Source organism: Aeromicrobium massiliense JC14 (assembly GCF_000312105.1).
Lineage (GTDB): Bacteria > Actinomycetota > Actinomycetes > Propionibacteriales > Nocardioidaceae > Aeromicrobium > Aeromicrobium massiliense.
On the sequence record NZ_HE978636.1, the window covers coordinates 1130810 to 1152327 of the forward strand.

Annotated in this window: 26 protein-coding genes; 19 read left to right on the forward strand and 7 right to left on the reverse strand. The window is 73.3% G+C overall.

The annotated features are described in order from the left end of the window. The first annotated feature begins 26 nt into the window (after positions 1–26). The 10 genes from HGAM_RS05715 to HGAM_RS05760 all read left to right on the forward strand — a co-directional run bounded on the left by HGAM_RS05715 (position 27) and on the right by HGAM_RS05760 (position 9795). Positions 27–857 (forward strand): SDR family NAD(P)-dependent oxidoreductase, encoded by an 831-nt coding sequence (locus HGAM_RS05715; protein WP_019144517.1) that lies wholly within the window; start codon positions 27–29, stop codon positions 855–857. Next, positions 850–1626, forward strand: a complete 777-nt coding sequence (locus HGAM_RS20755) for an SDR family NAD(P)-dependent oxidoreductase (protein ID WP_019144518.1) — start codon at positions 850–852, stop codon at positions 1624–1626. Before HGAM_RS05715 ends, HGAM_RS20755 begins: the two co-directional genes overlap by 8 nt. Then, positions 1623–3068, forward strand: coding sequence for an FAD-dependent oxidoreductase (locus HGAM_RS05725; protein ID WP_019144519.1), 1446 nt, complete (start codon positions 1623–1625; stop codon positions 3066–3068). The genes HGAM_RS20755 and HGAM_RS05725 overlap by 4 nt, the downstream gene beginning before the upstream one ends. A gap of 65 nt (positions 3069–3133) precedes the next feature. After that, on the forward strand, positions 3134–4474 hold the full coding sequence (locus HGAM_RS17955; protein ID WP_019144520.1) for an MFS transporter: 1341 nt from the start codon (positions 3134–3136) through the stop codon (positions 4472–4474). Between the two features lie 68 nt (positions 4475–4542). Continuing rightward, the gene (locus HGAM_RS05735) at positions 4543–5067 is read left to right on the forward strand and encodes a MarR family winged helix-turn-helix transcriptional regulator (protein ID WP_019144521.1); all 525 of its coding nucleotides are present in this window, start codon (positions 4543–4545) and stop codon (positions 5065–5067) included. A 79-nt stretch (positions 5068–5146) separates the two neighbouring features. After that, positions 5147–6337: a homogentisate 1,2-dioxygenase gene (locus HGAM_RS05740; protein WP_019144522.1), complete on the forward strand. Its 1191-nt coding sequence runs from the start codon at positions 5147–5149 to the stop codon at positions 6335–6337. After that, positions 6334–7212 carry a hypothetical protein gene (locus tag HGAM_RS05745; protein WP_019144523.1) on the forward strand — a complete coding sequence of 293 codons (879 nt, stop codon included), beginning with the start codon at positions 6334–6336 and terminating at the stop codon, positions 7210–7212. Before HGAM_RS05740 ends, HGAM_RS05745 begins: the two co-directional genes overlap by 4 nt. Then, complete coding sequence (gene fahA, locus HGAM_RS05750; RefSeq protein ID WP_019144524.1) at positions 7209–8387, forward strand: fumarylacetoacetase; 1179 nt, start codon at positions 7209–7211, stop codon at positions 8385–8387. The genes HGAM_RS05745 and fahA overlap by 4 nt, the downstream gene beginning before the upstream one ends. Continuing rightward, positions 8384–9151: a CoA transferase subunit A gene (locus tag HGAM_RS05755; RefSeq protein ID WP_019144525.1), complete on the forward strand. Its 768-nt coding sequence runs from the start codon at positions 8384–8386 to the stop codon at positions 9149–9151. The genes fahA and HGAM_RS05755 overlap by 4 nt, the downstream gene beginning before the upstream one ends. Continuing rightward, the gene (locus HGAM_RS05760) at positions 9148–9795 is read left to right on the forward strand and encodes a CoA transferase subunit B (RefSeq protein WP_019144526.1); all 648 of its coding nucleotides are present in this window, start codon (positions 9148–9150) and stop codon (positions 9793–9795) included. The genes HGAM_RS05755 and HGAM_RS05760 overlap by 4 nt, the downstream gene beginning before the upstream one ends. A 70-nt stretch (positions 9796–9865) precedes the next feature. Here the strand turns inward: HGAM_RS05760 and HGAM_RS05765 are convergent, their stop codons facing one another. Continuing rightward, the gene (locus tag HGAM_RS05765; protein WP_019144527.1) at positions 9866–10420 is read right to left on the reverse strand and encodes a hypothetical protein; all 555 of its coding nucleotides are present in this window, start codon (positions 10418–10420) and stop codon (positions 9866–9868) included. A 146-nt stretch (positions 10421–10566) separates the two neighbouring features. Here HGAM_RS05765 and HGAM_RS05770 point away from each other — a divergent pair, with 146 nt between their 5' ends. The 4 genes from HGAM_RS05770 to HGAM_RS05785 all read left to right on the forward strand — a co-directional run bounded on the left by HGAM_RS05770 (position 10567) and on the right by HGAM_RS05785 (position 13840). Then, positions 10567–10833, forward strand: a complete 267-nt coding sequence (locus HGAM_RS05770) for a GNAT family N-acetyltransferase (RefSeq protein WP_019144528.1) — start codon at positions 10567–10569, stop codon at positions 10831–10833. 147 nt (positions 10834–10980) lie between these two features. Continuing rightward, the gene (locus HGAM_RS05775; protein WP_020693403.1) at positions 10981–12354 is read left to right on the forward strand and encodes a DEAD/DEAH box helicase; all 1374 of its coding nucleotides are present in this window, start codon (positions 10981–10983) and stop codon (positions 12352–12354) included. Between the two features lie 235 nt (positions 12355–12589). Further along, positions 12590–12841, forward strand: coding sequence for a hypothetical protein (locus HGAM_RS05780; protein WP_019144530.1), 252 nt, complete (start codon positions 12590–12592; stop codon positions 12839–12841). A gap of 138 nt (positions 12842–12979) precedes the next feature. Further along, a complete protein-coding gene (locus HGAM_RS05785; RefSeq protein ID WP_019144531.1) occupies positions 12980–13840 on the forward strand; it encodes an Fpg/Nei family DNA glycosylase in 861 nt (286 codons plus the stop codon). Here HGAM_RS05785 and HGAM_RS05790 read toward each other — a convergent pair. Both HGAM_RS05790 and HGAM_RS05795 read right to left on the reverse strand, forming a co-directional pair. Then, on the reverse strand, positions 13833–14252 hold the full coding sequence (locus HGAM_RS05790; RefSeq protein ID WP_019144532.1) for a YkvA family protein: 420 nt from the start codon (positions 14250–14252) through the stop codon (positions 13833–13835). The two genes, HGAM_RS05785 and HGAM_RS05790, sit on opposite strands and share 8 nt — an antisense overlap. Further along, positions 14249–15535: a hypothetical protein gene (locus HGAM_RS05795; protein WP_019144533.1), complete on the reverse strand. Its 1287-nt coding sequence runs from the start codon at positions 15533–15535 to the stop codon at positions 14249–14251. The genes HGAM_RS05790 and HGAM_RS05795 overlap by 4 nt, the downstream gene beginning before the upstream one ends. Before the next feature lie 116 nt (positions 15536–15651). On the opposite strand from HGAM_RS05795, the gene HGAM_RS05800 reads away from it, so the two are divergent. Genes HGAM_RS05800 through HGAM_RS05810 form a run of 3 tightly spaced genes read left to right on the forward strand, consistent with a single transcriptional unit; the run spans position 15652 to position 17479 of the window. Then, positions 15652–15987 carry a YnfA family protein gene (locus HGAM_RS05800; RefSeq protein WP_019144534.1) on the forward strand — a complete coding sequence of 112 codons (336 nt, stop codon included), beginning with the start codon at positions 15652–15654 and terminating at the stop codon, positions 15985–15987. A gap of 50 nt (positions 15988–16037) precedes the next feature. Continuing rightward, positions 16038–16661, forward strand: coding sequence for a hypothetical protein (locus HGAM_RS05805; protein WP_019144535.1), 624 nt, complete (start codon positions 16038–16040; stop codon positions 16659–16661). A 2-nt stretch (positions 16662–16663) separates the two neighbouring features. Then, positions 16664–17479: a DUF72 domain-containing protein gene (locus HGAM_RS05810; RefSeq protein WP_019144536.1), complete on the forward strand. Its 816-nt coding sequence runs from the start codon at positions 16664–16666 to the stop codon at positions 17477–17479. Position 17480: 1 nt separating this feature from the next. Here HGAM_RS05810 and HGAM_RS20565 read toward each other — a convergent pair whose 3' ends face one another. Genes HGAM_RS20565 through HGAM_RS05825 form a run of 3 tightly spaced genes read right to left on the reverse strand, consistent with a single transcriptional unit; the run spans position 17481 to position 19512 of the window. Then, positions 17481–18071, reverse strand: coding sequence for a TetR/AcrR family transcriptional regulator (locus HGAM_RS20565; RefSeq protein ID WP_019144537.1), 591 nt, complete (start codon positions 18069–18071; stop codon positions 17481–17483). Continuing rightward, positions 18068–18796 (reverse strand): ABC transporter permease, encoded by a 729-nt coding sequence (locus HGAM_RS05820; protein ID WP_019144538.1) that lies wholly within the window; start codon positions 18794–18796, stop codon positions 18068–18070. The genes HGAM_RS20565 and HGAM_RS05820 overlap by 4 nt, the downstream gene beginning before the upstream one ends. After that, positions 18793–19512, reverse strand: a complete 720-nt coding sequence (locus HGAM_RS05825; RefSeq protein ID WP_019144539.1) for an ABC transporter ATP-binding protein — start codon at positions 19510–19512, stop codon at positions 18793–18795. The genes HGAM_RS05820 and HGAM_RS05825 overlap by 4 nt, the downstream gene beginning before the upstream one ends. A 79-nt stretch (positions 19513–19591) precedes the next feature. On the opposite strand from HGAM_RS05825, the gene HGAM_RS05830 reads away from it, so the two are divergent. Further along, entirely contained in the window at positions 19592–20671 is a 1080-nt protein-coding gene (locus HGAM_RS05830) for an NADH:flavin oxidoreductase/NADH oxidase (protein ID WP_019144540.1), read from the forward strand. Between the two features lie 63 nt (positions 20672–20734). Beyond that, a complete protein-coding gene (gene aroQ / locus HGAM_RS05835) occupies positions 20735–21175 on the forward strand; it encodes a type II 3-dehydroquinate dehydratase (RefSeq protein ID WP_019144541.1) in 441 nt (146 codons plus the stop codon). Between the two features lie 34 nt (positions 21176–21209). On the opposite strand, the gene HGAM_RS05840 is transcribed toward aroQ, so the two are convergent. Next, complete coding sequence (locus HGAM_RS05840) at positions 21210–21512, reverse strand: DUF1905 domain-containing protein (RefSeq protein ID WP_019144542.1); 303 nt, start codon at positions 21510–21512, stop codon at positions 21210–21212. Positions 21513–21518 lie beyond the last annotated feature (6 nt).

Here is a 21518-nt window from a genome sequence, read left to right on the forward strand (position 1 = left end):
CCACCCCGCCTGGAGGAGAGCACCCCATGACCACCGTCGACGAGAACCCCGGCCGCACCAACACCGCCACGATCCGCGCCATCTACCCCGAGATGCCCGGCAAGGTCGCCGTCGTGACCGGCGCCGCCCGCGGCATGGGCGCGCAGTTCGCCAAGGGCCTGGCGGCCCGCGGCGTGCACGTGGTCGGCGGCGACGTCGACGACGTGGCGATGAAGGCCACCGCCGAGCGGATCAACGCCGAGCTCGCTACCGACGCGCTGGTCGACCAGCCCGGCCGCGTGACCGGCGCCCGGGTCGACGTGACGGTCGCGACCGACCACGAGGCGCTCGCCCAGGTCGCGCTCGCCGAGCACGGCCGGCTGGACTACTGGATCAACAACGCCGGCATCTTCCCCTTCGCGCTGGCCGAGGAGATCAGCCCCGAGCAGATCTCGGCGACGCTCGACGTCAACGTCGAGGGCGTCCTGTTCGGTGCCCAGGCGGCGGCCCGGCACCTGGGCGAGGGCGGCGCGATCGTCAACATGTCGTCGGTCTCCGCGCTGCGGGTGCGTCGCGGCCGCGGCGCGTACTGCGCGTCCAAGGCCGCCGTGCACCACCTCACCGAGTCGCTGGCGTTCGAGCTGGGCGACAAGGGCATCCGGGTCAACCAGATCGCGCCGGGCTTCATCGACACCGAGATGACGCAGTGGATCAAGGGCGACCCCGAGGCCCTGGCCAAGGCGCTCGACAACGTCCCGCTGCACCGCTTCGGGGCCCCCGAGGAGGTGCTCGGCGCGATGCTGTTCCTGCTCTCGGACGCCGCGCGCTACGTCACCGGCAACTCGATCTCCGTCGACGGCGGCTCGCGCCATGTCTGAGTCCTACCCGGACGTCGTCCTGGTCACCGGCGCCGCGGCCGGCATGGGCGCCAACCACGCCCGTGCGCTCGCGGCGGCCGGCAGCCACGTCGCCGTCGCCGACGTGGCGGACGCCTCCGACGTCGTCGGTGCGATCGCCGCGGCCGGCGGGAGCGCCTCGGCCCACGAGCTCGACGTCACCGACGCTGCGGCCTGGGCCCGCGTGGTCGACGAGGTCCGCGGCGAGCACGGCGAGATCGGCGGGCTGGTCAACAACGCCGGCATCTCGCGCCGGCTGGCCTTCCTCGACACCCCGGACGACGTCTGGGAGCTGACCATGCGCATCAACCTGTTCGGCCCGTTCTACGGCATGAAGGCCGTGGCGCCGTCCATGCGCGCGAACGGCGGCGGCTCGATCGTGAACATCTCGTCGATCTCGGGCCAGATCGGCTACTTCTCGCCGGCGTACTCGTCGAGCAAGTGGGGCCTGACCGGGTTGTCGAAAGCCGCGGCCGGCAACTTCGCCGAGTGGGGCGTCCGGGTCAACTCCGTGCACCCCGGTCTCGTGGGCACCGCCCTGCTGGAGGGCTCGGACGGCTTCGTCCGGTCGGCGGTCGACTCGATCCCCCTGGGCCGGATGGCCACGGTCGACGAGGTCACCGACGCCGTGCTGTTCCTGCTGTCGGACCGGTCCACCTACATGACGGGCAGCGAGGTCACCGTCGACGGCGGCCTGGTCTCCAACGGCCTGTACCACCGCATCGTCCAGGAGTCGGGAGGAAGCCTGTGAGCACCGAGGAGGACGTCGTCGACGTCGTCGTGGTCGGAGGAGGCGGGGCCGGGCTGGCCGCCGCCGTCTCGGCCGCCGAGCAGGGCGCGAGCGTGCTGCTGCTCGAGTCGCAGAAGGAGCTGGGCGGCTCCACGCAGCTGTCCGCCGGCCTGTTCACCGCCGCCGGCACGTCCGTGCAGCGCGGCCTGGGCGTCGAGGACTCGGCCGAGAAGTTCTTCCAGCACTACATGGACCTCAACCAGTGGCTGCTGGAGCCGGGCCTGGTCAAGGCGTTCTGCGACAACGCCGGGCCGACGCTGGAGTGGCTGCTCGAGCTCGGCGTCGAGATCCCCGCGGTCGTCTCGGCCAGCGCCCACGAGCCCGGCCTGTGCCGGGCCGGCGTCGAGGACGTCTGGCGCGGCCACGTGCCGAAGGACCAGGGCTACGGGCTCGTGCAGACGCTCGACGCCGCCCGCAAGAAGCACGGCGTCGAGGCGGTGCTGAACGCGCGGGTGCAGCGCCTGCTCGTCGAGGACGGCGAGGTGCGCGGCGTCGTGGTGGACGACATCGAGGTGCGCGCGCACGCGGTCGTCGTCGCCTCCGGCGGCTTCGCGCAGAACCCCGCGCTGCTCGAGCAGCTCTACCCGACGGTGCTCGAGGCCGGCGACGACCTGTTCGTCGTCGCCGCCGAGGGCTCGCAGGGCGACCACCTCGCGTTCGGCGAGCAGGTCGACGCGGCCGTCGTCGGGCACGACTGGGGCCTGCTCATGCCCACCGTCTACTTCCAGCGCCTGCACCACTGGCAGTCCGGCTTCCCGCCGCGCTCGCGCGTCCACGTGAACCCGCAGGGCCGCCGTTTCATGGACGAGGACGCCTCGTACGCGGTGTCCGGCGGACTCATCGACCTGCAGGGCGGGCCGTGCCACGTCGTCTTCGACGAGAAGGCCCGGCTGAGCCTGCCGGCCGGCTACGCGCACTGGGACGCCGAGCACGTGCTCGCCGAGGCCGAGGCCGGACGCACGCTGCGGGCGGACTCGCTCGAGGAGCTCGCCGGGCTCATGGGCGTCCCGGCCGACGCGCTCGTCGCGACGGTCGAGCGCTGGAACACGCAGCTTCCGCAGGGGGAGGACCCCGACTTCCTGCGGCACGTCTCGCTGGCCGCCAAGGGCGTCAGCGAGCCCCCTGCCCCCATCGCGGACGGGCCGTTCTACGCGGCCCGCATCCGTCCTGCCGAGCTGGTGTGCACCCACGCCGGCCTGCAGATCGATGGCTCGGCCGCCGTGGTCGACCGGGTCGGTGACACCGTCCCCGGTCTGTTCGCGGCGGGAGAGGCGGGCGCCGGAGTGCTCGGCGCCCGGTACGTCGGCGGCGGCAACGCCGTCGCCAACGCCCTGACCATGGGCCGCATCGCCGGTCTCGGAGCGGCCCGTGCGGCCGTCGCCAGGACCACCACCACCGTGTGAACGGTGGACGCGGGACGATCTTGTCCAGAGCCCGGCCCGCGCCCACCCCCGACTAGGAGACTCTCATGGGAGCACCTGACCGCGACACCGTGTCGCAGGCCGAAGGCCAGGCGATCGTGCGCAAGATCTCTGTGCGCATCATCCCGATCGTCATGCTGCTGTACATCTTCAACTACATGGATCGCACCAACATCAGCTACGCGCAGCTGACGATGGGCGAGGAGCTCGGCATCACGACGGCCGCGTTCGGCCTGGCGTCGTCGATCTTCTTCCTGGCGTACGTGGTCTTCGAGGTCCCCTCGAACATGGCGCTCAAGAAGTTCGGCGCCCGCGTCTGGCTGGCGCGCATCGCCATCTCGTGGGGGCTCGTGACGATCCTCATGGGCTTCGTGCAGAGCCTCAACCAGCTGTACGGCGTGCGCATCCTGCTCGGCATCGCCGAGGCCGGCCTCTACCCGGGCCTGTTGCTGTACCTGACGCTCTGGTTCCGCCAGGCCGACCGCGGCCGCGCGATCGCGATGATGGCGATGGCGCAACCGATCGCGATGATCGTCGGCTCGTTCACCGGCGGCCTGATCCTGGACCACGTCTCGTGGTTCGACCTGAGCGGCTGGCGCTGGGTGTTCATCCTGCAGGGCGCGCCCACGGTGCTGCTCGGCATCGCGGTGCTGTTCCTGCTGCCCTCGCTGCCCAAGGACGCGAAGTGGCTCAGCAAGCGCGAGGCGGACTGGGTCGACAGCTCGATCAAGGCCGAGTACGACGAGCCCGAGGACGCCGACGGGTGGCGCGAGCTGCTCAAGGCGGTCAAGAACCCGCGCGTGCTGCACCTGGCCGTCGCGAACTTCTTCGCCGCGTGCGGACTGTACGGCTACACGTTCTTCGTGCCGCAGATCATCAAGCAGATGAACCCGGACTACTCGTCTACCAACATCGGCTTCCTGGGCGCGCTGCCGTTCATCGTCGGCGCGATCGGCATGTTCCTCATCGCCCGGCACAGCGACCGCACCGGGGAGCGCCGGTTCCACACGATGGGCGCGCTGTCGCTCGCCGCGGTCGGCCTGCTCGGCACGATCCTGACCGTCGACACCGCGCAGGTGGCGCTGATCTTCCTGTCGATGACCGCGATCGGCGTGCTGGGCTACCTGGCGCCGTACTGGGCGCTGGCCAGCCAGGTGCTGACCCGGGCCGAGACGGCCGTCGGCCTGGCCGCGATCAACACGATCGCCGCGCTGGGCGGGTTCGCCGCGCCGTACGTCATCGGCAAGAACGCCACGGCCGACGACGTGACGATCGGGCTGTACTTCCCGATCGCCTGCCTGGTGGTCTCGGTCGTCATGCTCGGCCTGGTGAAGGTCCGCGAGGGCGAGCAGAAGCGCACCCCGCGCGTCAGCGAGCCGGTCGCGTGACCCGGGGGACCGGGGTCGCCCCGCGCGGCCCCGGTCCCGCCGGCGTCCGGGCCGGTAGCCTGACGCCCATGTCCGCCACCGAGGACCTCGACTACTGGTCCTTCGTCGAGCTGGCCTCGCGCCGGCTGAGCGCGCGGGTCGGCGACCACGACGCGGCGGCCACCCGGGTGCTGCTGAGCCTGAACCGGGCGTCCGACGTGGTCACGTACGACCTGGAGGCGGCCATCCACCGTCCGCGTGGACGCTCGTGGTCGGCCTACCGGCTGGTGTTCGTCGTCTGGCTGGCCGGGCCGATCGAGCCCAAGACCGCGGCCCTGCTGACCGGCATGAGCCGGGCGGCGGTGTCGAACCTGGCCAAGCCGCTGGTCGACGACGGGGTGCTGCTGCGCACGCCCGACCCCGAGGACGGCCGCTCGGTCCGGCTCGAGCTGTCCGACGCCGGCCGGGAGGCCATCGAGGAGACGTTCCGCGCCCAGAACGAGCGCGAGGCGGCTTGGGTGGACGTCCTCACCCCCGACGAGCAGGAGACGCTCGTCGGCCTGCTGAACAAGCTGGTCACCGCGCGCGACTTCGGCGTGCGGGACCGCCGCTAGACCCCGAGCCGAGAACGTGGTTGTCGTCACGTCGGCATGTAGTTAAGGTATTTATCAACTCGAACGAGGAGGCCAGACCATGGCGCACTACCGCTCGCTCGGCCACGTCCCGCCGAAGCGTCACACCCAGCACCGCGACCCCGAGGGCAACCTCTACTACGAGGAGCTCATGGGCGAGGAGGGCTTCTCCTCCGACAGCGCGCTGCTCTACCACCGCCACATCCCGTCGGCGATCGTCGAGTCGACCGAGTGGGTGCTGCCCGACCAGACGCTCACCCCGAACCATCCGCTGCGCCCGGTGCACCTGCGCCTGCACGACCTGTTCCCGGAGGACTCGTGGGACGGGACCGACGTCGTCACCGGCCGCCGCCTCGTGCTGGGCAACGCCGACGTGCGCATCCACTACGCCGTCGCCCGCAAGGCGTCCCCGCTGTACAAGAACGCGTACGGCGACGAGATGGTCTACGTCGAGTCCGGCACCGCCCGGGTCGAGACCGTGTTCGGCGCGCTCGAGGTCGAGTCCGGCGACTACGTGATGATCCCGATGTCGACGGTGTCGCGCTGGATCCCGACCGGCGACGAGCCGCTGCGCGCGTACGTCATCGAGTCGTTCAGCCACATCGAGCCGCCCAAGCGCTTCCGCTCGCGCTTCGGCCAGCTGCTCGAGAACGCGCCGTACTGCGAGCGCGACATCCACGGCCCCACCGAGACGCTGCTCGTCGACGAGACCGACGTCGAGGTGCTGGTGAAGCACCGCACCAGCCGGGGCGTCGTCGGCACCCGCTTCGTCGTGCCGCACCACCCGTTCGACGTCGTCGGCTGGGACGGCTGCCTGTACCCGTGGAAGTTCTCGGTGCACGACTACGAGCCGCTCACCGGGCGCATCCACCAGCCGCCGCCGGCGCACCAGGCCTTCGAGGGGCACAACTTCGTCATCTGCAACTTCGTGCCGCGCAAGGTCGACTACCACCCGCTCGCGGTGCCGGTGCCGTACTACCACTCCAACGTCGACTCCGACGAGGTGATGTTCTACTGCGGCGGCGACTACGAGGCGCGCAAGGGCTCGGGCATCGGGCAGGGCTCGATCTCGCTGCACCCCGGCGGCCACGCCCACGGCCCGCAGCCCGGTGCCATGGAGGCGAGCCTGGGCGCGGAGTTCTTCGACGAGCTCGCCGTCATGGTCGACACCTTCCGTCCGCTGGAGCTGGGGGAGGGAGCGCTCGCCACCGACGACGGCACGTACTACCAGTCGTGGGCGCGCAACCGATGAGCCTGTCGCCGCTGGTCTCGGGCCTGTACGACGACGCGTCGCTCTTCCCGCCGGGGAACGCGCCACTGCCCGAGGCCCTGGCCGCGCACGCCGTGCACGAGCGCGCGCCGCACGCGGACCTGGTCGGCACGTTCGTCCTGCCCGCCGCGCGCGTGGGCGAGCTGGCCGCCGAGCTGGCCGAGCGGCCGTTCCCGGGCGACCTGGTGCTCAGCCTGACCGTGCCGGACGTCGCACTGGCCGACGAGACGGTCGCCCGGGCCACCGCGCTGCCGGCGGTCTCGGTGGCCGCGGTCGAGGTGGTGGTGCCGCCGGGCCAGGACGTCGTCACCCTGCTCGCCGGGCTGGACGCGCTCGCGTCCCGCCGCCCGGGCCTGGACGTCTACGTCGAGGTGCCGCGCGACGAGCGTCGTCCGGCCGTCGTGGACGCCCTGGCCGGCACCCGGTACCGCGCGAAGCTGCGCACCGGCGGCGTCGTCGCGGACGCCCATCCCGACGAGCGCGAGCTGGCGTCCGTCATCGACCTGCTGGTGCGCCGCGGCGTCCCGTTCAAGGCCACCGCGGGCCTGCACCACGCGGTGCGCCGCACCGACCCCGACACCGGCTTCGAGCAGCACGGGTTCCTCAACGTGCTCGCGACCGTGGCCGCCGCGCAAGCCGGCGCCGACGTCTTCACGCTGACCGGCCTGCTGGCCGAGCGTGACGGCCGGGTGCTGGTCGAGCGGCTGACCGCGCTCGACGCCGAGGCGGCCGCCCGCCTGCGCGACGGCTTCCGCTCGCTCGGGTCGTGCAGCGTGGCCGAGCCGCTCGACGACCTGCTCGCGCTCGGCCTCGTGCCCGACTCGATCCCCCCGATCCCCGAAGGACGGCTCGCATGACCCGCATCGACATCCCGGACGGCTCGTTGTTCGGGCTCGACAACCTGCCCTACGGCGTCTTCTCGACCGACGGCTCACATCCCCGCGTCGGCGTCCGGCTGGCCGACCGGGTCGTCGACCTGGCCGTGCTGCTCGGTGACGACGTGTTCGCGTCGGCCTCGCTCAACGCGTTCATGGCCCAGGGCCGGTCGCGCTGGGACGCCGTCCGCGCCGACCTGGTCGCGCGCCTGGCCGGCGACCTGCCGGACGAGGCCGTGCACGCGCTGGCCGACGTCCGCCTGCACCTGCCGATCGAGGTGGCCGACTACGTCGACTACTACGCCTCCGAGCACCACGCCTCGAACCTCGGCCGGCTGTTCCGTCCCGACTCCGAGCCGCTCATGCCCAACTGGAAGCACCTGCCGGTCGGCTACCACGGTCGCTCGTCCACGGTGGTCGTGTCGGGCGTCGACGTCGTGCGACCGTGCGGCCAGCGCAAGGCGCCGAGTGAGGACGCCCCGACGTTCGGCCCGTCGCGCCGGCTCGACATCGAGGCCGAGCTCGGCTTCGTCGTGGGCGCCGGCACCCAGATGGGCGAGGCCATCGGCACCGACGACTTCGCCGACCACTGCTTCGGCGTCGTGGTGCTCAACGACTGGTCGGCCCGCGACGTCCAGGCCTGGGAGTACGTGCCGCTCGGCCCCAACCTGGGCAAGTCGTTCGCCACGTCCATCTCGCCGTGGGTCGTGCCGCTCGCCGCGCTCGAGGCCGCCTGGATCCCGACGCCCGAGCAGGAGCCAGAGGTGCTGCCCTACCTGCGGGCCGAGCAGGCCTGGGGCCTGGACGTCGACCTCGAGGTCGAGTGGAACGGCGACGTCGTCAGCCGTCCGCCGTACGCGCAGATGTACTGGTCGCCGGCGCAGATGCTGGCCCACATGACGGTCAACGGCGCCACCAGCCGCACCGGTGACCTGTTCGGCTCGGGCACCGTCTCGGGCCCCGAGAAGCACCAGCGCGGCGCGTTCATCGAGCTCACCTGGGGCGGCGCGGAGCCGGTCACGGTTTCGGGCGAGTCGCGCACCTTCCTCGAGGACGGCGACGAGGTCGCGATCTCGGCCACCGCGCCGGGCGTCGACGGCGGGCGCATCGGGTTCGGCGAGGTCCGGGCGCGGATCCTGCCGGCGGTGACCGCGTGAGCCGCGGCGGCGGCAAGGTCGTCGCGTCCGCCGCCGAGGCCGTGGCCGACGTCGCGTCCGGCAGCTCGCTCGCGGTCGGCGGCTTCGGGCTGTCCGGCATCCCGGACGCGCTCATCGAGGCCCTGGCCGAGCAGGGCGCGGACGACCTCGAGGTCTACTCCAACAACTGCGGCGTCGACGGCCACGGGCTCGGCATCCTGCTCGAGCGCGGACGCATCCGCCGCGTCGTCGCCTCGTACGTGGGCGAGAACAAGGAGTTCGCCCGGCAGTACCTGGCCGGCGAGCTCGAGGTCGAGCTGACCCCGCAGGGCACGCTGGCCGAGAAGCTGCGGGCCGGTGGCGCGGGCATCCCGGCGTTCTACACGCCGGCCGGCGTCGGCACACCGATCTCCGACGGCGGCCTGCCGTGGCGCTACGCCGCGGACGGCTCGGTCGCGGTCGCGTCCCCGCCGAAGGAGGTGCGCGAGCTCGGCGGCCGGCGGTACGTCCTCGAGGAGTCGCTGACCGCGGACGTCGCGCTCGTCCACGCGCTGCGCGGCGACACCGAGGGCAACCTGGTGTTCAACCTGGCCACGCGGAACTTCAACCCGCTCGCGGCGATGGCCGGCCGCGTCTGCATCGCCCAGGTCGAGGAGCTCGTCGAGCCCGGCGGGATCGACCCGGCCCAGGTGCACCTGCCCGGCATCTTCGTCCAGCGCGTCGTGCACACCGGGCCGCAGCACAAGCAGGTCGAGAAGCGCACCGTGCGGGAGGAGACGGCATGACCGAGGTGACGACGCAGGCGGGCTGGACCCGGCCGCAGATGGCGGCGCGAGCGGCACTCGAGCTGGGCGACGGCGAGTACGTCAACCTCGGCATCGGGCTGCCCACCCTCATCCCCAACCACCTGCCCGAGGGCGTCCACGTGACGCTGCACAGCGAGAACGGCATCCTCGGCACCGGTCCGTACCCGACCGAGGACCAGGTCGACCCCGACCTGATCAACGCCGGCAAGGAGACCGTCACGGTGCTGCCGGGGGCGTCCTTCTTCGACTCGGCGCTGAGCTTCGGGATGATCCGGGGCGGCCACGTCGACACCGCCGTCCTGGGCGGCATGCAGGTGGCCGCGAACGGCGACCTGGCGAACTGGATGGTGCCCGGGAAGATGGTCAAGGGCATGGGTGGCGCCATGGACCTCGTCCATGGCGCGCGCAAGGTCATCGTGCTCATGGAGCACTGCGACCGCTCTGGCGGGGCCAAGCTGGTCGAGCGGTGCACGCTGCCGCTCACCGGTCAGGGAGTCGTGCAGCGCGTCGTCACCGACCTGGCCGTGCTCGACGTGGCCGGGGACGGGTTCGTGGTCGTGGAGCTCGCGCCGGGCGTCGACGAGGCGACGGTCCGCGAGCGCACGGCCGCGCCCCTGCGCTGAGGCGCCTTCGACAGGCTCAGGGGCCGGAGCGTGCCTAAGCCGACTTCCGCTCCCTGAGCCTGTCGAAGGGTCAGAGGACGATGTCCGGGTCGCAGTTGACCTCCAGCTCCTCGCGGAGCGGAGCCAGGTCGCCTTCGCGGACGGGCTCGATCACGGTCGCGAACCAGAGCCGCTCCGGATCCGAGTGCAGACGTCGGACGACCGGCATGTCGTAGAAGCCGGACAGGTGCTCGGTCGCGTCGACGAAGCGTCCGGCGTCGTCGGTCTCCGCAGCGGCCAGGAGCTCCGCCTCCCAGGCGCAGCGCCAGAGGCCGCTCACCTCGCTCTCGCCGTAGGGGTTGGTGGGCCAGCCTTCGGTCTTGGCCGCGATCTCACCGACGAGCCGTTCGGCGTCCAGGCCGGTTGGGAAGGGCGCCCCCATGATCTCGACCGCCGCGGCCACGTCAGGAGACATCGGACCGGTCGACCCTGGCGTCGGCGCCGAGGTCGGCGCCGCAGCCGGCTCGTCGTCCGGAGCGGCGACCAGGACCGCCGCGACGGCGACGCCGGCCACGGCGCAGCCGAGCACGACGGCGGAGACGAGCGTGAGCACCAGGGCCCGGCGGCGGGGGCGGGGACCGCGCATGGACACGTCCGATCTGTCGAGGAGCCTCGAGGGTAGACGGTGCGCGGGGCCGCGGGAGCGGGTTCGGCGAGACCCGGGGCCGCCCGGACGGACGTCCGGGAATGTCGCCGCCGTCCCCGGGCGTTGTGCCTGGCATGAGCCGACAGGTGCGACGCAACGAGGAGCAGTCCCGCTACGAGATGGTCGTGGACGACCAGGTGGCGGGCTTCGCCGACTACGTCGACCAGGCGGACGTGCGGATGTTCCCGCACACGGTGACGTCCCCGCAGTTCCGCGGCCAGGGCGTCGCCGGCGAGGTCGTCAAGGTCGCCCTGGACGACGCGCGCAGCGAGGGCAAGAAGGTCGTCCCCGCCTGCTCGTACGTGGCCGACTACATCGACCGCAACCCCGAGTACGCCGACCTGCTCAGCTGACGATTCCGCCCGCCAGCCACCCGCCTGCTAGGCTCGACCCGTTGAGCCCCCGTTCCGGCTGCGGCTCGCACCCCCACCAAAGCCCGTCGATGATGCGCACTCCCGCGCGGTCTGGACGAACGGGCGTCTTCACGAGTCTGTGAGTACATGACCCATCCTGTGGGCAGCCCTGCGCTGCCGTCCTTCTCCACCCTCGGTCTGCCGAAGCCCGTCGTCGCCACGCTGGCGCGCAAGGGCATCGAGACCCCCACGCCCATCCAGGCGGCCGTCCTGCCCGACGCGCTCGCCGGCCGCAACGTGCTCGGCCGGGCCAAGACCGGCTCGGGCAAGACGCTCGCGTTCGGCCTGCCCGTCCTGGCCGCCCTCGCCGGTGGCGAGCGCCGCCCGAAGGCCCCGCGTGGCCTGATCCTGCTGCCGACCCGCGAGCTCGCCACGCAGGTGCGCGACGCGCTCGACCCGGTCGCCGAGGCCCTGGGCCTGCGCATGGCGACCGTCTACGGCGGCACGTCGATCGAGCGCCAGATCCAGCGTCTGCGCTCGGGCGTCGACCTCGTCGTCGCCACCCCGGGCCGCCTCGGCGACCTGATCGAGCGTCGCGCCGTCACCCTGGACCGCATCGAGGTGACCGCCCTCGACGAGGCCGACCACCTGTGCGACCTGGGCTTCTACAAGCCGATCGACCGCCTGCTGGCGATGACGCCGTCCGACGGCCAGCGCCTGCTGCTCTCGGCCACGCTCGACGGCGACGTCGACCGGCTCGTGCGCCGGCACCTGCCCCAGCACGTCCTGCACGAGATCGAGTCCGACGACTCCGACGCCGGCACGATGGACCACCACCTGATGGTCACCCCGCGGGAGAACCGGCTCGAGGTCATCCGTGCCCTGGTCGAGGCCAACCCGCGCGCGATCGTCTTCACCCGCACCAAGCGCGGCGCGACCCGTCTGGCCAAGCAGCTGACGACCGCCGGCATCGAGGCCGTCGACATGCACGGCGACCTCGCGCAGAACCGTCGCGAGCGGAACCTGGCCAAGTTCAGCGCCGGCCAGGCCAGCGCGATCGTCGCCACCGACGTCGCCGCGCGCGGCATCCACGTCGACGACGTCCGCCTGGTCGTCCACTTCGACGTGCCGGCCGAGCACAAGGCGTTCACGCACCGCTCGGGCCGCACCGCCCGCGCCGGCGAGTCCGGCACCGTCGTCACGATGACGATGCCCGAGGACCTGCGCGACACCCTCGCGCTGCAGCGCAAGGCCGGCGTGGCCGCACGTCGCCACACCGCGGCGAACGCCCCGCGTCCGATGACGGCGCAGGCGCTGTCGACCAGCGGCGAGCTGCCCAAGGACGAGCCGCAGGGTCAGCACCAGCCGACCGGCGGACGTCCGGCCCGCCAGGGCCAGGGCGGCGGCCGTCCCGGTGGCGGCGGCAACCGCAACCGTCGTCGTCGCCCCAGCGGCAGCGCGGGCGGCAACCGCTCGGGCAACGGCGGGGGCGGCAACCGCTCGCGCACCCCGCAGCGCTGAGCAACGCGCTCGCTCCCTGAGCGGCGCACCCACTCCCTGAGCTTGCGCACCCGCTCCCTGAGCTTGCGCTGGGAGCCCCCGCACGCACGAGCCCGCCGTCCCCTCGGGGCGGCGGGCTCGTGCGTGTCCCGGACGTCATGGGAGTCACACGGTCCGCGATGACCGTTCGGCTCCGCGGACGGGGGCCGGCGGCCTAGGCTGCGGTCGCCCGTCCCGTCGTCGAAGGAGTCCGTCCATGGTCGTGCGTCAGGCGCTCGCGCGGACGCTGCTGGTGCTGCTCGTCCTGGTCGCCCTGCTCGCCGGAGTCTTCGCGCTGGAGGGGTGGACGTCCGAGCCGACGGCCGGCACCCAGGCGCACGAGCCGCTCCCGGTCGCCGGCGGCGAGCTCGTCGCCGGGCTGTCGCTGTTCCTGCTCGTCCCGGGGGCCGTGCTGTTCGCCCTGTTCGTGGTCTACGGCCGCTGGCGCGAGACCGCCGCCACGCGCTGAACGCCAGGTCCCGGGCATCCCGCCACACCCCGGCGAAGCATCCCGGGGGTCTGTCGGTTTCCCTGGGGCCCCAGGGAAACCGACACCGGGAGCGGTGTTCCCCGTGACGTCGTCCCCGGTCGGTGCCAGACTCTCGGCATGCCTGAGCTGCCCGAGGTGGACGCCCTCGTCGGCTTCCTGCGCGAGCGCGCCGTGGGGGCCGTCGTCGCCGAGCTCGAGCTCGCCTCGTTCTCGGTGCTCAAGACCTTCGACCCGCCAGCCTCGGCGCTGTCCGGCCTGCAGGTCGTCGGCGTCGCGCGCCACGGCAAGATGATCGACCTCGACGTCGACGGGCTCCACGTCGTCGTCCACCTGGCGAAGGCCGGCTGGCTGCGCTGGTCCGACCAGCTCGCCGACAAGCGGCTCAAGCTGGGTGGCCCGATCGCCGCCCGCCTGCGGCTCGACGCCGGCGACGGCCCGCACGTCGGCTTCGACGTCACCGAGGCCGGCACCCGCAAGGGCCTGGCCATGTACGTGGTCCGCGACCCGCACGACGTGCCGGCGATCGCCGCGCTCGGGCCCGACCCGCTGGAGCCCGGCTTCGACGTGCGCCCGCTCGTGCGCGGGCGCCGCATGCAGGTCAAGCGGCTGCTGCGCGACCAGAAGGTCGTCGCCGGCATCGGCAACGCCTACAGCGACGAGATCCTGCACGCCGCCCGGCTGTCGCCGTTCCAGATCGCCGACACGCTCGACGACGAGCAGCTCGACCGGCTGCAGACCGCGCTGCACGACGTCCTCACCGAGGCGCTGCAGGAGGCGGCGGGCAAGCCGGCGTCCGAGCTGAAGGACGACAAGCGCACCCGCATGCGCGTCCATGGTCGCGCCGGCGAGGCGTGCCCGGTGTGCGGCGACACCGTCCGCGAGGTGTCGTTCGCCGACTCCTCGCTGCAGTACTGCCCGACCTGCCAGACCGGCGGCAAGCTGCTCGCCGACCGGCGCACGTCGAAGTTCCTCAAGTAGGCGGACGCAAGCGGGTCACGCGCCGCACGGCGTCGAGCCCGGCGGGTGTCCCCGGCCAGTGCCGGTCCAGCGCGTCCGGGCCGGCGGCCCGCACCACCGACCGCAGCACGAGCGCGACGACGAGCGCGTCGTCCAGCAGGCCGACGACCGGCAGCACGTCCGGCACGAGGTCGAGCGGCACGAGCAGGTAGCCGACGGCCAGGCCCAGGCGCACCCGCACGCCGCGCGGAAGCTGAGGGTCGGCGGCCAGCCGGCGCAGCAGCCGCACCACGTCGGGCACGAGCCGCAGGACGTCCAGCAGGCCGGCACGGTCGGGCTCGCGGCGGGCGGCCACGAGCAGCGCGACGACCAGGACGAGCCACACCAGCAGGAGCGACGCGGCGACCGAGCCCGCGACCACCCAGGCGCTCACCGGCGCGGGTCGTCCTCGTCGGTGTCGGGCTGCGGGACGTCGAGCGGTGCGCGCGAGGCGAGCCACTGCCCGATCTGCTCGCGGTGGCTCAGCACCTGCTCGGCGGCCTCGACCGTCGCGGCGGCCTGCGCGTCCTCGCTCTCGCGGCCCAGCCACGGGAAGGTCGAGGTGACGTCGGGCTGCTCGGCGACGTGCTCGAGCAGCCGGGCGAGCACGGCGTGGGCGGCGTCCTCGCGAGCGCGCTGCTCGGCGAGCTCGCGACGGGCCTGGTCGCGCAGGACGCCGACCAGCTCGCGGTTCTCCAGCGCGTGGTGCCACAGCCGGACGACGAGCACCTGGAGCACGACGCGGTCGGCCGCGCGCAGCGTCTCCATCGCCGAGGCGAGGTCCTGCAGCAGCAGCTCGACCCGCTCGGGGTTCGGCTCGGCCCAGAACGGCGAGTCCTCGGCCCCCTGGGCGACGAGCTCCTCGACGTCGGCCCGGGCGGCCTCCTGGTCCTGCACGGCCTGGTCCAGGTGCGGGGCCAGCAGTCCCCAGGTGCCGTCGGGCAGGTGGGCGAGACCGCGGACCGGCTCGTAGACCCGCTCGATGATGCCCAGGTGGTTGCGCACGGACTCGCGCAGCTCGGCCTGTGCCGGGTGCGGCATCCAGGTCGTGACGTCGACCAGGTCGCCCAGCTTCTGCTCCAGCCCCGTCATCTCGACGAGCAGCGACAGCGAGCTCAGGACGTACGCCGCGTCGCGGCTCGCGCCGGTGCCGGAGCCGATCTCGCCGAGCTGGGGGACGCTGGCGATGCGTCCGTCCCGGGTGATGACACCGAGCACCCGACCGCGGGTCTTCGCCACGGTCGTCGCGGTGGCCACGCCGGTGGCCTCGAGGGAGTCGAGCACCACCAGCCGGACGGTGGTGGGCATGGACTCGTACGCGCCACGGAGCGCGGGGGAGACGTCGGCGACGGAGCGGGCGAGCCCGTCGGGCACGGCCAGGCCGGACTGCCCGTGGGCCGACGTGCGGACGGCGGTGACGACGACGTACTCGTCGCGGTTGCCGGTCGGCAGCAGCAGCTCGGCTCCGGCGCGCAGCAGCGTCTCGAGCTCGCGCTGCGCGACGACCAGCTCGCGGCGGCGCAGGTGCGGGTCGTCGGACGGCGCGGGGGAGGGGGTGGGTGGGGTCGCCTGGGGGCCGGCAGCCTGCTGGCGGCGCTTGTCGTCCCCGGCGAGGAGGACGACGAGCAGCACAGCGGCGACGCCGGTCGCGAGCACCGCGACGGCCAGCTCGAGCATGCGACCTCCTTGTCAGGGGCAGATCCTACGGGCCCGGGCCCTTTTCCGCGGAATCCTGGCGAGGATCACAGTGCGCGGCTTCCGGTGGCCGGTGCCCGGTCTGCCACGATCGGCGCATGACCGTCGCGAAGTCGTTGATCCTGTTCGCCGTCGCCGCCCTGGCCGAGATCGGTGGCGCCTGGCTCGTCTGGCAGGGCGTCCGCGAGCACCGCGGCTGGCTGTGGGCCGGGGCCGGCGTGGTCGCCCTCGGTCTCTACGGCTTCGTCGCGACGCTGCAGCCCGACGCGAGCTTCGGTCGCATCCTGGCTGCCTACGGCGGCGTCTTCGTGGCCGGGTCGCTGCTGTGGGGCATGGTCGTGGACGGCTTCCGGCCGGACCGCTTCGACGTGACCGGCGCGCTCGTCTGCCTGGTGGGCGTCGCGGTGATCATGTACGCCCCGCGCGGCGCCTAGCGCCTGTCCGGCGACGGGCGGCCCGTGGGCGTCCCTCCTAGGCTGGCGGCATGAGGATGCGAGGGACCGGCCAGCGCGCCAACGAGTACGTCCGGGCCGCGGCGGGCCGGGTCGACGGCGGCACCCAGGAGGCGGCGGCGCGCGTCGTGCAGGTGCTGGCTCCCACCATCCGCCTGCTCCGCATCCCCTCGCTGGCGCTGGTCGTCGTCCCGCTGCCGCTCGAGCTGGCCACGCTGCTGCTCTCCCTCACCTGGGACGGCACCGCGCGTTGGGTCGGCGTCGTGGTCGCGCTGCTCATGCTCGGCGTCACCGGGTTCTTCGCGCTGCGCCGCAAGCGCATCCTCGACGCGGTGAACCAGCCGGCCGCGCTGGCCACCGAGCTGGCCGTGGCGATCAACCTCACCGAGCGGGTCGAGGAGACGCGCGGCGTCCTGACCCAGCTCGCCGGGGGCGGCGGCTGGCGGGTGTTCTCGCGGCTCCAGGGCGCCTGGCGCGGCGCGAGCATGCCGGTCCGCTGGGTCGACGGGGTGAGTGACCTGCCGCGTGCCCGCTACTTCGTCCCGCCCCGCCTGGGCACGACCATCACCGGCACGTTCGCCGCGCTGTGGATGGTGCCGGTGTCCGCGGTCGTCCTGCTGCTGGCCCTGGTCGGCACCGCGGCGGGCACCTTCTGACGATGGCCGGCACGGCGCGCATCGGCATCAGCGGCTGGCGCTACGCCGGCTGGCGCGGCGACTTCTACCCCAAGGGGCTGCGCCAGGCCGACGAGCTCAAGTACGTCGGCGAGCGCATGCGCACGGTCGAGATCAACGGCACGTTCTACTCGCTGCAGCGGCCCGAGAGCTTCCGCCGCTGGCGGGCCGAGGTGCCGGACGACTTCGTGTTCGCGGTCAAGGGCGGCCGGTTCATCACCCACATGAAGAAGCTGGCCGACGTCGAGACGCCGCTGGCCAACTTCTTCGCGTCCGGCGTGCTCGCGCTCGGGCCGCAGATGGGGCCCGTGCTCTGGCAGTTGCCGCCGCGCCTGCGCTTCGAGCCGGAGCGGCTGACGTCCTTCTTCGCGCTGCTGCCGCGCACGACGGGCGAGGCCGCGGCGCTCGCCACCAGGCACGACGCCCGCGTGGACGGTCGCGCGGTCACCGAGTGCGAGGTGGACGTCCCGGTGCGGCACTGCCTCGAGGTCCGCGACGACAGCTTCCACGACCCGGCGTTCCTGGAGCTGCTGCGCGCCCACGACGTCGGCCTCGTCGTCGCCGACACGGCGGGCAAGTGGCCGCTGATCCGGGAGGTCACCAGCGACTTCGCGTACGTCCGGCTGCACGGCGACGAGGAGCTGTACGCGAGCGGCTACTCGCCGCGCGCGCTCGACGAGTGGGCCGCGCTGGTGCGCGGCTGGACCGAGCAGGGCACGGACGTCTACGTCTACTTCGACAACGACATGAAGGTGCACGCGCCGTACGACGCCTTGTCGCTCGCCGAGCGGCTGGCCTAGCTCATCGCCCGTCGACGAGCGTCTGCACCGCCGGCCCGTAGACCCGGGCCAGCTCGGCCGGTGCCAGGTCGCGGACGTGCGGCAGCCGCGCGACGTACCGCGTGACCGCCAGGCCCACGACCTGGGCGGCGACCAGGGCGGCGCGCCCGTCGGCGTCCGCACCGTCGAGCTGCTCACGGACCCCCACGACCAGGACGTCGCGGGCCAGCTGCAGGGCGGGAGCGCGCTCGGTGTCGCCGGTCATCGCCGTGCGCAGCAACGCCGCGATGACGTCCTCGTGCGGGTCCCAGGTCTCGGTGAACGTGCGGACGAGCCGCTCGCCGAGCCCGGCGGGCCCGCCGGCCAGCACCTCGCGGATCCGGGCGGCGGGGTCGACCGGCAGCGCCATGGTGGCGACCAGCAGGCCCTGCTTGTCGCCGAAGTAGTGGCTCACCAGGGCCGGGTCCACGCCCACCTCGCGGGCGACGGCCCGCAGCGAGGTGCCGGCGAAGCCGCGCTCCGCGAACAGCCGCCGCGCCGCGTCCACGAGCGCGGCCCGGCGGTCGGCGCCGTCGGACGCCTTGGGCCGGCCGCGGCCGGGTCGGGTGGTCACGCGGTCCGCCGGCGCATGCTGACGCCGGCCAGGGCCAGGGCGGCGACGCAGCAGCCCACGAGGACGGCCACGTCGGTGGCCAGCTCGGCGTCCAGGGTGCCGCCGACGGCGAGCAGCGAGAACGCGTCGGTGGCGTAGCTCATCGGCAGGACGTCGGAGACGAGCTCGAGCGCCCGCGGCATCTGGTCGCGCGGCTGCAGCAGGCCGCAGAGCAGGATCTGCGGGACGACGACGAGCGGCATGAACTGGACGGCCTGGAACTCGGTCACCGCGAACGCCGACATGAGCAGGCCGAGCGCGGTGCCCAGCACGCCGTCGACGACGGCGAGCAGGGCCATCGCGCCGGGCCGCTCGGCGTCCAGGTCGAGCAGCCACAGGCCGACCGCCGTGGCGACCAGGGCCTGCACGACCGCGGCGAGGCCGAGCGCGAGGGCGTATCCGGCGACCAGCTCGCCCTTGCGCAGCGGCGTCGTGAGCAGCCGTTCCAGCGTGCCGGACGTGCGCTCGCGCACCATCGTCACGGACGTCAGCAGGAACATGACCACGAACGGGAAGAGTCCGAGCATCTGCGGCCCCACGCGGTCGAACACGGCGGGGGAGTCGTCGTACACGTAGCGGAAGATGGCCAGCAGCAGCGAGGGCAGCGCGACGACGAGCACGACGCTGCGCCGATCGTGCGACAGCTGCTGCAGCACGCGGCGGGCGGTGGCCAGGGTGCGGGTCATGCCGCGGCCCCCTGCTCGGCGATGGTCAGGAAGGCCTGCTCCAGGTCCGGGGTGCCGGCCCGCGTCCGCAGCCCGTCCGGGGTGTCGTCGGCGACCAGCCGGCCCTCGCGCATCAGCAGCACGCGGTCGCAGCGGTCCGCCTCGTCCATGACGTGGCTGGAGACGAGCAGGGTGCGTCCCTCCGCGGCCAGGCGTCCGAACAGCTGCCACAGGTCGCGCCGCAGCACCGGGTCGAGCCCGACGGTGGGCTCGTCGAGCAGCAGCAGCCGCGGGTCGCCCAGCAGGGCGGCGGCGAGCGAGACCCGCGTCCGCTGGCCGCCGGACAGGGCGCCGACGAGGGACGACCGGTGGTCGCCGAGGTCGACCTCCGCGAGCGCCCGCTCGGCGGCCGCGCGGCCGGTGCCGGCGAGGGCGGCGAAGTACGCCAGGTTCTGCGCGACGGTGAGGTCCGGGTAGACCGACGCCGCCTGGGTCACGTACCCGACGTGGCGGCGGTTGGTGGCGGACCCGGCCGGCTCGCCGAGCACCGTGACGCGGCCGGACTCCACGCGCTGGACGCCCGCGATCGACCGGATGAGCGTCGTCTTGCCGCAGCCGCTGGGTCCCAGCAGGCCGACGACCTGTCCGGCCGGGACCTCCAGGTCCAGGCCGGGCAGCACGGTCCGTCCGCCCCGCACGACGCGGAGCCCGACGATCTCGACCGAGTTATTCATCATGCGTTGAATATAGGCACGATCGGGCGCCGGCGACAAGACCCGTGGAACAAGTCGGCCGGGGCGACCGTTGGCACCAGGCGTGACCCAGCTCTTCGAGCCGCTGACCCTGCGCGGCACCACGTTCCGCAACCGCATCTGGCTCGCGCCGATGTGCCAGTACAGCGTCGACGCCCAGGACGGCGTCCCGACCGACTGGCACCTGGCGCACCTCGGCTCGTTCGCCCGCGGCGGCTTCGGCCTCGTGCTCACCGAGGCGACCGCCGTCGTGCCCGAGGGCCGCATCAGCCCCCAGGACACCGGCATCTGGAACGACGAGCAGGTCGAGGCGTGGCGCCGCATCGCCGACTTCGTCCGCGCCCAGGGCGCCGTGCCCGGCATGCAACTCGCGCACGCGGGCCGCAAGGCGTCCACCTACGCGCCGTTCCACGACGGCGAGGGCACCGTGCCCGAGAGCGAGGGCGGCTGGCCGACCGTCGCCCCGAGCGCCCAGGCGTTCACCGGGTACGCCGAGCCCCGCGCCCTGACCGCCGAGGAGGTCGCCGCGCTGCCGCAGGCGTTCGCCGACGGGGCCGAGCGGGCCCTGCGCGCGGGCTTCGAGACGGTCGAGATCCACGCCGCCCACGGGTACCTGCTGCACCAGTTCCTCAGCCCGCTGTCGAACGAGCGCACCGACGAGTACGGCGGCTCGTTCGAGAACCGCACGCGCGTCGTCCGCGACGTCGTCGCCGCCGTGCGCGCCGTCTGGCCGCAGGACAAGCCGCTCATGGTGCGGCTGTCGGCGACCGACTGGGTCGAGGGCGGCTGGGACGAGGACCAGACCGTGGAGCTGTCCAAGGCCCTGCACGAGCTCGGGGCCGACTTCGTCGACGTCTCCACCGGCGGCCTGGACGCACGGCAGAAGATCAGCGTCGGGCCCGGCTACCAGGTGCCGTTCGCCCGCTCGGTGCACGAGGCGGACGTCCCGGCGGGCGCGGTCGGCCTCATCACCGACCCCGCGCAGGCCGAGAAGATCCTGCTCGAGGGGTCGGCGGACGTCGTCCTGCTCGCCCGGGCCGCGCTGCGCGAGCCGCACTGGCCGCTGCGCGCCGCCCACGAGCTCGGCGTCCCGGCGGCCGAGGCGCCGTACCCGCCGCAGTACACCCGCGGCGCCTGGCGCTGAGCGTCCCGGCCCGCCGCGTCGTGACCGGCCGGCGGGCCGCGGGCGGACGCTAGGCTGACGGGCGTGTCCCGCCGCCTGCTGATCGTCAACGGTCCGAACCTCAACCTGCTCGGCACCCGTGAGCCGGACGTCTACGGCCGCGCGACGCTGGCCGACGTCGAGGCGCTGTGCACCGAGCGTGCGTCCGCCCACGGCGCCGAGGTCCGGTTCGTCCAGAGCAACCACGAGGGCGTCCTGATCGATGCGATCCACGCCGCCCGGGAGGACTGCGACGGCATCGTCGTCAACCCCGGCGGCCTGACCCACACCTCGGTCGTGCTGCGCGACGCGCTGAGCGGTGTCGCGCTGCCGGTGGTCGAGGTGCACGTGTCGAACGTCCACGCCCGCGAGGAGTTCCGGCACCACTCGTACGTCTCGGGCATCGCGAAGGCGGTCATCGCCGGAGCGGGCATCGCCGGCTACGGCTTCGCGATCGACCTGCTCGCCCCCGCCCCCACGGCCTGACCGGCCCCCTGAGCCGGTCGAAGGGCCCTAGCGGCTACAGCACCTCCACGGTGACCTGGACGGGCGAGCCGTCGTGCAGCTGCTCGGCCTCGCGCACCGCCTTCTTCACCGGCAGGACGTACGCCTCGGCCTGCTTGGAGGGGAACAGCGACGTCGTCCAGGACGTCGCCCCGACCCGGACCCGCACCTTCAGCGAGCCGAAGCCGGCCGCGCTGTCGCGGTGACGCTCCTCGATCTCGTCGGACAGGTCGAACGGCAGCGTGGTGAAGAACCACGTGCCCGGGTCGTCGACCTTCCACACGGTGCTCTCGAACTCGTACGTGCGCGTGCCACTCACGGGTGA